Annotated in this window: 9 protein-coding genes and 1 pseudogene; 5 read left to right on the forward strand and 5 right to left on the reverse strand. The window is 71.7% G+C overall.

What is annotated here, in order from left to right; all coding sequences use genetic code 11:
* Position 1: 1 nt before the first annotated feature.
* Genes dalD through queC form a run of 5 tightly spaced genes read left to right on the forward strand, consistent with a single transcriptional unit; the run spans position 2 to position 5,503 of the window.
* Positions 2-1,408, forward strand: a complete 1,407-nt coding sequence (gene dalD / locus ASF44_RS29450; protein WP_056902807.1) for a D-arabinitol 4-dehydrogenase — start codon at positions 2-4, stop codon at positions 1,406-1,408.
* A complete protein-coding gene (locus ASF44_RS29455; protein ID WP_056902808.1) occupies positions 1,405-2,361 on the forward strand; it encodes a carbohydrate kinase in 957 nt (318 codons plus the stop codon). The genes dalD and ASF44_RS29455 overlap by 4 nt, the downstream gene beginning before the upstream one ends.
* A gap of 5 nt (positions 2,362-2,366) precedes the next feature.
* Positions 2,367-3,296, forward strand: a complete 930-nt coding sequence (locus tag ASF44_RS29460) for an AraC family transcriptional regulator (protein ID WP_056902809.1) — start codon at positions 2,367-2,369, stop codon at positions 3,294-3,296.
* 12 nt (positions 3,297-3,308) lie between these two features.
* Positions 3,309-4,781: a xylulokinase gene (xylB, locus tag ASF44_RS29465; protein ID WP_056902810.1), complete on the forward strand. Its 1,473-nt coding sequence runs from the start codon at positions 3,309-3,311 to the stop codon at positions 4,779-4,781.
* The gene (queC, locus tag ASF44_RS29470; protein WP_056902811.1) at positions 4,778-5,503 is read left to right on the forward strand and encodes a 7-cyano-7-deazaguanine synthase QueC; all 726 of its coding nucleotides are present in this window, start codon (positions 4,778-4,780) and stop codon (positions 5,501-5,503) included. Before xylB ends, queC begins: the two co-directional genes overlap by 4 nt.
* A 1-nt stretch (position 5,504) precedes the next feature.
* Here the strand turns inward: queC and ASF44_RS29475 are convergent, their stop codons facing one another.
* The 5 genes and pseudogenes from ASF44_RS29475 to ASF44_RS29495 form a co-directional block, all read right to left on the reverse strand.
* Positions 5,505-6,875, reverse strand: a complete 1,371-nt coding sequence (locus tag ASF44_RS29475) for a sigma-54 dependent transcriptional regulator (RefSeq protein WP_235579390.1) — start codon at positions 6,873-6,875, stop codon at positions 5,505-5,507.
* Complete coding sequence (locus tag ASF44_RS29480; RefSeq protein WP_056902813.1) at positions 6,872-8,686, reverse strand: ATP-binding protein; 1,815 nt, start codon at positions 8,684-8,686, stop codon at positions 6,872-6,874. The genes ASF44_RS29475 and ASF44_RS29480 overlap by 4 nt, the downstream gene beginning before the upstream one ends.
* Positions 8,687-8,812: 126 nt before the next feature.
* Positions 8,813-9,511 carry a DUF6781 family protein gene (locus ASF44_RS29485; protein ID WP_056902814.1) on the reverse strand — a complete coding sequence of 233 codons (699 nt, stop codon included), beginning with the start codon at positions 9,509-9,511 and terminating at the stop codon, positions 8,813-8,815.
* Between the two features lie 178 nt (positions 9,512-9,689).
* A complete protein-coding gene (gene phbB / locus ASF44_RS29490; RefSeq protein WP_056902815.1) occupies positions 9,690-10,439 on the reverse strand; it encodes an acetoacetyl-CoA reductase in 750 nt (249 codons plus the stop codon).
* A gap of 36 nt (positions 10,440-10,475) precedes the next feature.
* Positions 10,476-10,694 (reverse strand): annotated as a pseudogene (locus ASF44_RS29495) (acetyl-CoA C-acetyltransferase); the annotation flags it as partial.

Below are 10,694 nucleotides of genomic sequence, written 5' to 3' on the forward strand. Positions count from 1 at the left end.
CATGACCACTTCCACCATCCTGCACCTGGGCCTGGGCTCCTTCCACCGCGCGCACCAGGCGGTCTACCTGCAGCGGCTGCACGATGCCGGCGACACGCGGTGGACGCTTTCCGCCGGCAACATCCGCCACGACATGGCCGAAGTGGTGCAGGCCCTGTCCGCGCAGGGCGGCGCCTACACGCTGGAGACGATCACCCCGGCCGGCGTGCACCGCTACGAGCGCATCACCGCGATCCGCGAGGTGATCCCCTACGCGCCCGGGCTGGCGGGGCTGGTGGCGCGCGGCGCCGATCCGGCCACGCGCATCATCTCGTTCACGGTGACCGAGGCGGGCTATTACCTCGACAGCGCGCACCGGCTCGACATCGCCCACCCCGAGGTGGCGGCCGACATCGCGCGCGCGGCGCGCGGCGAGGCCGGCGAGACCATCTACGGCGCCGTGGCCGCCATCCTGCGCGCGCGCCACGCGGCCGGCGGCGGCCCGCTCACGCTGCTCAACTGCGACAACCTGCGCCACAACGGCGAGCGTTTCCGCGCCGCGCTGCTGGCGTTCCTGCAGGCGGCGGGCGAAGGCCCGCTGGCGGCCTGGGCGCGGCAGAACACCACCTGCCCCAACGCCATGGTGGACCGCATCACGCCGCGCCCGCCACCCGAGCTGCGCGAACGCGTGCGCCAGGCCACCGGCATCGACGACGCCGCGCCCATCACGGGCGAGAGCTTCATCCAGTGGGTGATCGAGGACGACTTCGCCGCCGGCCGCCCGGCCTGGGAGCATGTCGGCGTCGAACTGGTGCGCTCGGTCCAGCCCTACGAGGAGGCCAAGATCCGCATCCTGAACGCCAGCCACAGCTGCATCGCCTGGGCGGGTACATTGGCCGGCCTGCAGTACATCCACGAAGGCACCCTGACCCCCGCGATCCGGCAAATGGCCTACGACTACGTGACCGACGACGTCATTGCCTGCCTGCAGCGCCCCGATGCGCCCAGCCCGGTGGACCTGCCGGCCTACCGCGACGTGGTGCTGGACCGCTTCGCCAACCCGGCGATCCGCGACACCAACCAGCGCGTGGCGGCGGATGGCTTCGCCAAGATCCCGGGCTTCATCGCCCCCACCGTGCGCGAGCGCCTGGCCGCCGGCCAGGACATTGCGGCCGTGGCCATGCTGCCCGCGCTGTTCCTGGCGTTCCTGCAGCGCTGGCATGCGGGCACGCTGCCCTATGCCTACCAGGACCAGGGCATGGACCCGGCCGCCGCGCATGCCATCTGCGCCGCGCCCGATCCCGAGGCCGCGCTGGCGGCCGACCGCACGCTGTGGGGCGACCTGGCCGGCGATGCGCGCCTGCTGGCGGCGCTGCGCACGGCCGGCCGGCGCGTGGCGGCGTTCGTCCAGGGGAGGGCACCGTCGTGAGCTTTCGCGTCGCCTTCGTCGGCGAAGCCCTGATCGACTTCACGGCCGTGCCGGATGCAGGCCTGCAGTTCCAGGGCCATGTGGGCGGGGCGCTGCTCAACGGCGCGGTCGCGGCCGCGCGGCTGGGCGTGCCTGTGGGCTACCTCACGCAGCTGTCCACCGACATGTTCGGCGAACGCCTGCTGGCCCACCTGCAGGCCAACGGCATCGCCACCGACCTGGTGTTGCGCAGCCCGGCGCCCAGCACGCTGGCCTTCGTGGAGCGGCTGCCGCAGACCAACCGCTACGCCTTCTACATGCAGGCCACGGCCGATGTGCTGTGGGCGCCCGATCCCTTGCCGGCCCTGCCCGGCGACTGCCGCTGGCTGCACTACGGCTCGAACCTGCTCACGCGCGAACCCTCGGGCCAGCGCGTGCTGGACTTCGCGCGCGCGCAGCGCGGCCGCGTGCTGCGCGTGTTCGATCCCAACGCCCGACCCAGCCTGGTCGACGATCTGGCCGCCTGGCGCGCGCGTTGCGCCGAATGCATCGCCGCGTGCGAGCTGCTCAAGCTCAGCGACGAAGACTGCGCGCTGCTCGCGCCCGGCCAGCCGTTCGATGACCTGGCCCAGGCCTGGCTGCAGGCCGGCCCGCTCGCCGTGCTGCTCACGCGCGGCGCCCAGGGGGCCACGCTGTACCGGCCGGGCCATGCGCCGCTGGCCGTGCGGCCGCCGCCGGTGCAGGTCGTCGACACCATCGGCGCCGGCGACACCTTCGGCGCAGGCCTGTCGGCCGCCTTGCTCGACCAGGGCGTGGAGGATGCCGCCACGCTGGCGGCATTGCCCACCGCCGCCTGGGCCGCGGTGCTGCGCTTCGCCGCGACGGCCGCCGCACTGAATTGCGCGCGCGAGGGCGCCGATCCGCCGCAGCGCGCGGCCGTCGAGGCTCTGCAAGCGCAGGCCGCTGCCGGCTGAACGCCATGCCCGCGCCGCGCAGCCGACCCCGCCAGCGCCAGCCCGAGCTGGAAGGCGAGTTCACGCGCTCGCCCGCGCTCGGCTACGAGGCGCCCGCGGACGGCGGCCTGGTGCGCTGCCTGGCGCACGGCTTTCCGACGCCGCTGGCGCGCTGGCACTTCCACGACGAGTACGAGCTGCACCTGATCACCCGCACCTCGGGCAAGGCCTTCGTGGGCGACTGGATCGGCCATTTCGAGCCCGGCCACCTGGTGCTGTGCGGGCCCCGGCTGCCGCACAACTGGATCTCGCTGGACGCCGGCGCGGGCGTGGCCGAGCGCGACCTCGTGATCCAGTTCGAGCACGCGCCGCTCGAACGCGCCGCGCATGAGCTGCCGGAACTGCGCGAAGTCATGGCGCTGCTGCAGCGCGCGCGGCACGGCATCGAGTTCTTCGGCCTGTCGGGCCGCGCCCAGGCGCACTGGCAGGCCGTCAAGGCCACGCGCGGCGTGCGCCGCTTCGGCCACTTCTGCGAGTACCTGGCCGACCTGGCCCAGTGCGGCGACTACAGGCTGCTGTCCACCGTGCAGATCCAGGGCGCCGAGGGCGACGGCGAGCTGGAGCAGATCAACCGCATCGTCGACCGCATCACGGGCGACCTGGCGGCCTCGGTCAGCCTGGCGGACCTGGCCGGCGAGCTGGGCATGAGCGAGAGCCGGCTGTCGCGCTTCTTCAAGCGCGCCACCGGCAACAGCTTCACCGATTTCGTCAACATGGTGCGCATCAACAGCGCCTGCCGGCTGCTGATGCAGACCGACCATTTCGTCGCCGACATCTGCTACCAGGTCGGTTTCAACAACGTGGCAAACTTCAACCGCCGTTTTCTGGAGCTCAAGGGCGTGACGCCCACGGAGTTCCGCCGTCAGGCGGAACATCGCTTCGGCGGCGCTTCTTGAAGTGTTCTTGCCATGTACCTGGGACTCGATCTCGGAACTTCCGAACTCAAAGCACTGCTGCTCGCCGACGACCACGGGGTCGTGGGCGTCGCCCATGCCGCCCTGACCTTGCAGCGGCCGCAGCCGCAGTGGTCCGAACAGCAGCCGCAGGCCTGGGCCGATGCGCTCGACGTCGTGATGGCCGCGCTGCGCGTGCGCCATCCGGACGCCATGCGCAGCGTGCGCGCCATCGGCCTGTCCGGCCACATGCACGGCGCCGTGCTGCTGGACGCGGCCAACGCCGTGCTGCGGCCGGCCATCCTGTGGAACGACGGCCGCAGCGCCGCGCAGTGCGAGGCGTTCACGCGCGCCGTGCCCGAGCTGGCCCGCATCACCGGCAACCTGGCCATGCCGGGCTTCACCGCGCCCAAGCTGCTGTGGGTGCGCGAGCACGAGCCCGAGATCTTCGCCCGCACCCGCCGCGTGCTGCTGCCCAAGGACTGGCTGCGCCTGCACATGAGCGGCGAGGCCGTGAGCGACATGTCCGACGCCTCCGGCACGCTGTGGCTGGACGTAGCCCAGCGCGACTGGTCCGACGCGCTGCTGGCCGCCAGCGGCCTCACGCGCGAACACATGCCGCGGCTGGTCGAGGGCAGCGCGGTGTCGGCCACGCTCAAGCCGGAGATGGCGCAGCGCTGGGGCCTGACGGCCGGCATCCCGATCGCGGGCGGCGGCGGCGACAACGCGGCCAGCGCGGTCGGCATGGGCCTGGTGTCGCCGGGGCAGGGCTTCCTGTCGCTGGGCACGTCGGGCGTGATCTTCGTCTGCTCGGATGGCTTCACGCCGAACCCGGCGCGCGCCGTGCATGCGTTCTGCCATGCGCTGCCCGGCCGCTGGCACCAGATGTCGGTCATGTTGTCGGCCGCCAGCAGCGTGGACTGGGCCGTGCGCAGCTTCGGCTTTGCCGACGTGCCGGGCTTCTTCCACGCGGCGGCGTCGCTGGACGACGGGGCGCGCGCGCAGGCACCGCTGTTCCTGCCCTACCTGTCCGGCGAGCGCTCGCCGCACAACGATGCGCAGGCGCGCGGCGTGCTGTACGGGCTCACGCCCGCGCATTCGCGCGCCGACATCGCCTACGCCGTGGTCGAGGGCGTGGGCTACGGCCTGCGCGACGGGCTGGACACGCTGTCGCGCCCGCCGGGTGCGAAGCCGCTGTCGCTCGTCGGCGGCGGCGCGCGCAGCGCTTGGTGGTCGCAGTTGCTGGCCGACATCCTGCAGGCGCCGCTGGCCCTCGGCGTGGGCGGCGAATCGGGCGGTGCGCTGGGCGCCGCGCGGCTGGCCTGGCTGGCGGATGGCGGCGACGAGGCCGCGGTCTGCACCGTGCCGCCGCGGCGCGGGCTGTTCACGCCGGGCGAAGGCACCGCCGCACTGCACCAGCCGCGGCTGGAGCGCTTCCGTGCCGTCTACGGCGCGCTGCGGCCCGTCTTCGCGCAAGGCGTGCAATGACGCTGCCGCGCCATGCGCTGGTGCTGTTCTCGGGCGGCCAAGACTCCACCACCTGCCTGGCCCATGCCCTGGTGCAGTACGAGCGCGTCGAGACCATCGCCTTCGACTACGGCCAGCGCCACCGCATCGAGCTCGATGCGCGGCTGCAGGTGCTGCGCCAGTTCCGCGCGCAATTCCCGCAATGGGCAGGACGCCTGGGCGAAGACCACCTGCTGGCCGTGCCCGTGCTGGGCGAGATCAGCGAGACGGCGCTCACGCGCGACATCGCGATGGAAATGGAAGGCGCCGGCCTGCCCAACACCTTCGTGCCGGGCCGCAACCTGCTGTTCCTGACGCTGGCGGCCGCGCTCGCCTACCGGCGCGGGCTGGACGTGCTGGTCACGGGCGTGTGCGAGACCGATTTTTCGGGCTACCCGGACTGCCGCGACGACACCATCAAGGCCATGCAGATCGCGTTGTCGCTGGGCATGGACCGGCGCATCCTGATCGACACGCCGCTGATGTGGATCGACAAGGCCGACACCTGGCGCATGGCCGGACGCCTGGGCGGCAAGGCGCTGGTCGACCTCGTGGTCGAGCACACCCACACCTGCTACCTGGGCGAACGCGGCGCGCGCCACGACTGGGGCTACGGCTGCGGCGGCTGCCCGGCCTGCGTGCTGCGTGCCAGGGGCTGGCAGAACTACCGCAGCCCCGGCCAGCCGGCGCCGGTCGCCGGCTAGCCTAGCGGAATTCCTCCGCCGACACCGCCAGCTTGCGCAGCTTGTCGTGCAGCGTCTGGCGCGGGATGCCCAGCGCCTGGGCCGTGGCCGACTGGTCGCCCTGGTGGCGCCGCAGCATCTCCACCACCACCGCGCGTTCGTAGGCCTCGACCTGCTGCGGCAGGCTGCGCGGCAGGGCCTGTGCATCGGCCGTGCCGCGCCCGCGCGTGAGGCGTTCACCGGGCAGGCCGAGCACGAAGCGGTCGGCCACGTTGCGCAGCTCGCGCACGTTGCCGGGCCAGCCATAGCCCATCAGGTCGGCCAGCTGGGCGCCGGTGAGCTCGGGCACGGCGCAGCTGAAACGGCTGGCCGCCATCAGGCAGAAGTGCTCGAACAGCAGCGGGATGTCCTCGCGCCGCTCGCGCAGCGGCGGCAGTTCGATGAAGGCCACGCCGATGCGGTAGTACAGGTCGGCCCGGAACTTGTGCTGCTCCGACAACTCCTGCAGGTCGCTCTTGCTGGCCGCGACGATGCGGCAGTCGACCGGGATGCTCTTGTTGGAGCCGATGCGCTCGATCGATCGCTCCTGCAGCGCGCGCAGCAGCTTGATCTGCACGCCCATCGGCATGCTCTCGATCTCGTCCAGGAACAGCGTGCCCCCGTCGGCATGCTCGAACTTGCCCACGCGCAGCCGGTTGGCGCTGGTGAAGGCGCCAGCCTCGTGGCCGAACAGCTCGCTCTCGGCCAGGTTCTCGGGCAGGCCGCCGCAGTTGATCGGCACGAAGTTCCTGCGCCGGCGCTCGCTGTGCTCGTGCAGGCAGCGCGCCACCAGTTCCTTGCCGGTGCCGGTCTCGCCGTAGATCAGCACGTCGGCCGAGGTGTCGGCCAGCGTCATCACGGTGCGGCGCACCTTCTGCATCTCGGCCGAGCGGCCGATCAGCAGCGCCTGGATGCCATGCCAGTTCTCCAGCGCGTCACGCAGTTCCCGCACCTGCAGCGCCAGCTGCCGGCGCTCCGCCGCATGGCGCACGATGGCGGCCAGCCGCTCGCGCGTGAACGGTTTCTCGATGAAGTCGTAGGCCCCGTCGCGCATGGCCTGCACGGCCATCGCGATGTGGCCGTGGCCGGTGACCAGGATCACCGGCAGCTCGGCATCGGTGGCGCGGATCTGCTGCAGCCAGTCGATGCCGCTGGCGCCGGGCAGCTTGACATCGCACACCACCACCACCGGCGCGTCGGGCCGGATCAACGCGCGTGCCGCCTCCACGCTGGCGAAACCCTCGACCTCGAAGCCGGCCAGCTGCAGCACCTGGGCGGTGCTCAGGCGCACGTCCTCGTCGTCCTCGACCAGCAGGACGCGGATGGTGGCCATGGTGTTCATCGTCTGTTTCATTCGGTGGTGGTGGAGGGGGGCACGGCGTCCAGCTCGATGACGAGGCAGGCACCGCCGCCCGCCGTGTTGTGCGCGCTCAGGCTGCCGTTCAGCGCGCGCAGCAGCTGCGCCGAGATCACGAGGCCCAGCCCCAGCCCGGCGCCCGCCGGCTTGCTGGTGACGAAGGGCTCGAACAGGCGCGGCAGGATGTCGGCAGCGATGCCGTGGCCGGTGTCGCGCACCTCGACCACGGCGCGCTGGCCACGTCGGCGCGCCATGATGCGCAGCGTGCGCTCGGGCGTGGCCTGCATGGCCTCGATGGCGTTGCGCATCAGGTTCACCAGCACGCTGCTCAGCGCAGCCTCGTCGGCCAGCACCTGCAGGTCGGGTGGCTGCAGGTCGACCACCGTGTTCACCCCGGCCGTGCGGGCGGCCTCAGCCACGCTGGCCTGCGCGTCGGCCAGGCAATGCGCCAGCGGCACCGGCGCGCCCGGCGTCTCGGCCTTGTGCGCGAAGGTCTTGAGCTGGGTGGTGAGCCGCGCCAGCCGGTCCACCATGCGCGTGATACGGTGCAGGTTGTCCTGCACCTCGTGCGGCCGGTTCTGCTCCTGCAGGATGGCGGCGCTCTCGGCCAGCGCGCGCAGCGCGGTCAGCGGCTGGTTCAGCTCGTGCACAAGACCGGCCGACATCTGCCCCAGCGCGGCCATCTTGCCGGAATGCACGAGTTCGTTCTGCGCATCGCGCAGCTGGGCGGTGCGGGCCGCCACGGTCGATTCCAGCGAATCGTGCGCGGCCTGCAGCGCGGCCTGGTTGGCCAGCCGGTGGCGCACCGCGCGGCGGCGCTGCCACCGCGTGACGCCCACCAGCAGCAGCACCGACATGGCCAGCGCGCTCGTCAACGCCGTGTTGCGTGCGGTGTTGCGCGCGGAGGCGAGATCGTCCAGCGCGATCAATTGCCAGGGCGCGGCCCGCAGCCGCGCGAACGAGGCGAGCTGGTCGCGGCCGTCCAGCGCCACCACGGCGACCTCGCGGCCCAGGGCCGCCTTCTGCGTCCACTGCAGCGGCTGCAGGCTGGCGTCGCCATAGGGCCGCGCGTGCCGCACCTCGGCCTTCTGCGCCTCGTCCAGCGCCCGCAGGGGACGAAAGCGCAGCAGCTCCTGCGTGGTCAGGATCACGACACCGCGCTCGTCGACCAGCAGCACGTCGCCCGGCAGGCTGCGCCAATTGCGCTCGGCCTCGGCCAGGTTCACCTTGACCGCCACCACGCCGCGCGCGGGCGGCGCGCCACGCAGCGGATAAGACAGGAAGTAGCCGGGGCGCCCGCTCGTGATGCCCAGGCCATAGAAGCGGCCCCGGCCGCCGCCCAGCGCATCGCGCACGTAGGGCCGGAACGACAGGTTCTGGCCCACGGTGGTGCCGGGCTGGTCGAAGTCCGAAGCCGCGATCGAGACGCCGTCGGCATCGAGCACATACAGCATCTCGGCGCCCGCGGCGGCGTTCACGCTGCCCAGGTACCGGCTGACGGCGGCGCGCAGCTGCGGGTCGCGCGGTGCACCGAGCAGCGCGGGGATCGGCGGCGCCAGGTCCAGCAGTGCGGGCAGGTGCTCGAAGCGGCGCAGGTCCGACTCCAGCACGCCGGACAGCATCTCCAGACGGTAGGCCGCGGCCTCGCGCAGGCGGTCCATCGCCGTGTGCAGCGCGGCCTGGTAGCCGGCCAGGGCGGCCAGGCCCACCAGCGCGAGTGCCGCACCCCAGCGCAGCACGCGTGGCCAGCGGCGCGCGCGGGTTCCGCGCGCGCCGGCGGCAGGGGGGGGCGGCTCGGCGGTGGTCATGGACGCTTATGGCACAAGGTCGCCGCAGGCGCATCCGTAGCTGCCCGGTGCGGGCTCACGCATACCGCAGCTCGCCCGTCTTGCCGCGGAACACGCCATCGGTTCCTCCTGCTATGCCGGTGGCGATCAGCGCTTGGCGGTCTTCTTGGCCGCCGCCGGCGCAGGGGCCTTCTGCAGCGCATCGGACATGCCGATCAGCACGCCGCTGACCAGCGTGGCGTAGCTGTCCAGCATCGCCTGCGAGGCCTTGAGCCCCATGGCGCGGCCATCGCGCAAGCCCTTCTGCGTGTCGGCCATCAGCTGCTCGACCGCCGCCGTGGCACGCGCGCCGGTGCCAGTGTGCTGGCCCTGCAGCTTGGCGAGCACGGGGGTCCACGGGCCCTCGGGCAGCGTGGGCGTCGTGCCCGCGCCGGCCGCGGCCTTGCGCACGCTGGCGAACAGCGCGTCCTCCATCTTCTCGATGTCGGCCAGCGCCTTCTTGAGCTGCGTCTCGCGCAGGCTCGCGCCCTGGTCCACCATCTGCTGCAGCGCGCGCTGGCTGGCCTGGACGGCCTGCTCCAGCGCACCGTCCATGCCCGCGAAGGCCTTGCCCAGCAGGGCCTCCACGTCGGGCGCCGGCAGGGAGCTGCCGGCCGCGCCGGCCGAGGCCGCCTTGGTCACCGTGCCCAGCACCTGGCGGATGTTGGCCAGCGTCAGTTCGCGGCTCTGCAAGGCCTTGAGCGTGGCGTCGTGCACCGCCTTGCGGACCGCCTCGCCCTGCTTGGCCGAGGCTTCGGTGAATTGCGTGACCAGTGCGGCCTGGTCGATGCCGTGTTTGAAAATCATCTCTGTCCTTGCGCTGCACGTCAGTGGCAGCAGATCGAGCGAGGGTTGCATGCAGCGGTTCAAAAGGCCGCGGAGCAGGCCATGCCAGCGGACGCCGCGGAACTGGCTCTGCCAGGCCGCTGGCGGCGCCCCTTGAGGGGTAGGGGTCGGCCGCAAGGCCGACCAAACGGGGAGAGCTTTATTGCATGTGTTGGCCGCCGTTGATGGCGATGTTGGCGCCCGTCACGAAGGCGGCTTCTTCCGAAGCCAGATAGATGATCAAGCCGGCAACCTCTTCCGGCTTGCCCAGGCGGCCGACCGGGATGTGCGGCAGGATCTTGCTGTCCAGCACTTCCTTCGGAATCGCCGTGACCATCTTGGTGCCGATGTAGCCCGGCGAGATGGTGTTGACCGTCACGCCCTTCTTGGCCACTTCCAATGCCAGCGCCTTGGTGAAGCCGTGCACGCCCGCCTTGGCGGCCGAGTAGTTGGTCTGGCCGAACGCACCTTTGGAGCCGTTGACGGACGAGACGTTGATGATGCGGCCCCAGCCGCGCTCCACCATGCCGTCGGCGACCTGCTTGCTCATGTTGAACAGGCTGTCCAGGTTGGTGCGCATGACGGCGTTCCAGTTGACCGTGTCCATCTTCTTGAAGGTCATGTCGCGCGTGATGCCGGCGTTGTTGACCAGCACGTCGATCGGGCCCAGCGCCGCTTGCACCTCGCCCACGGCCTTGACGCAGGAGTCGTAGTCGGCCACGTCGCAGGCCACCGCCGTGATCTTGTAGCCGCGGGATGCCATCTGGTCCACCCACTGCGCGTGCGACGTGTTGCCTGGCGAATAGGTCACGGCCACCGTGTAGCCCGCGTCCACCATCTTGGTCGAGATGGTCTCGCCCAGTCCGCCCATGCCGCCGGTGACCAGCACCACCTTGTTGTTGTCTGCCATGTCGCTCTCTCCTTGGTTGAATGTGTTGAGGGGGGATTACCGTTCGATGGTGAGCGCCACGCCCATGCCGCCGCCGATGCACAGCGAGGCGATGCCCTTCTTGGCGTTGCGCCGGCCCATCTCGTGCAGCAGCGTGACCAGGATGCGGCAGCCGGACGCACCGATCGGGTGGCCGATGGCGATCGCCCCGCCGTTCACGTTGATCTTGCTGGTGTCCCAGCCCATCTCGTTGTTGACGGCGCAGGCCTGCGCCGC

It is taken from the genome of Pseudorhodoferax sp. Leaf274, assembly GCF_001422445.1.
Taxonomy (GTDB): domain Bacteria; phylum Pseudomonadota; class Gammaproteobacteria; order Burkholderiales; family Burkholderiaceae_C; genus Pseudorhodoferax.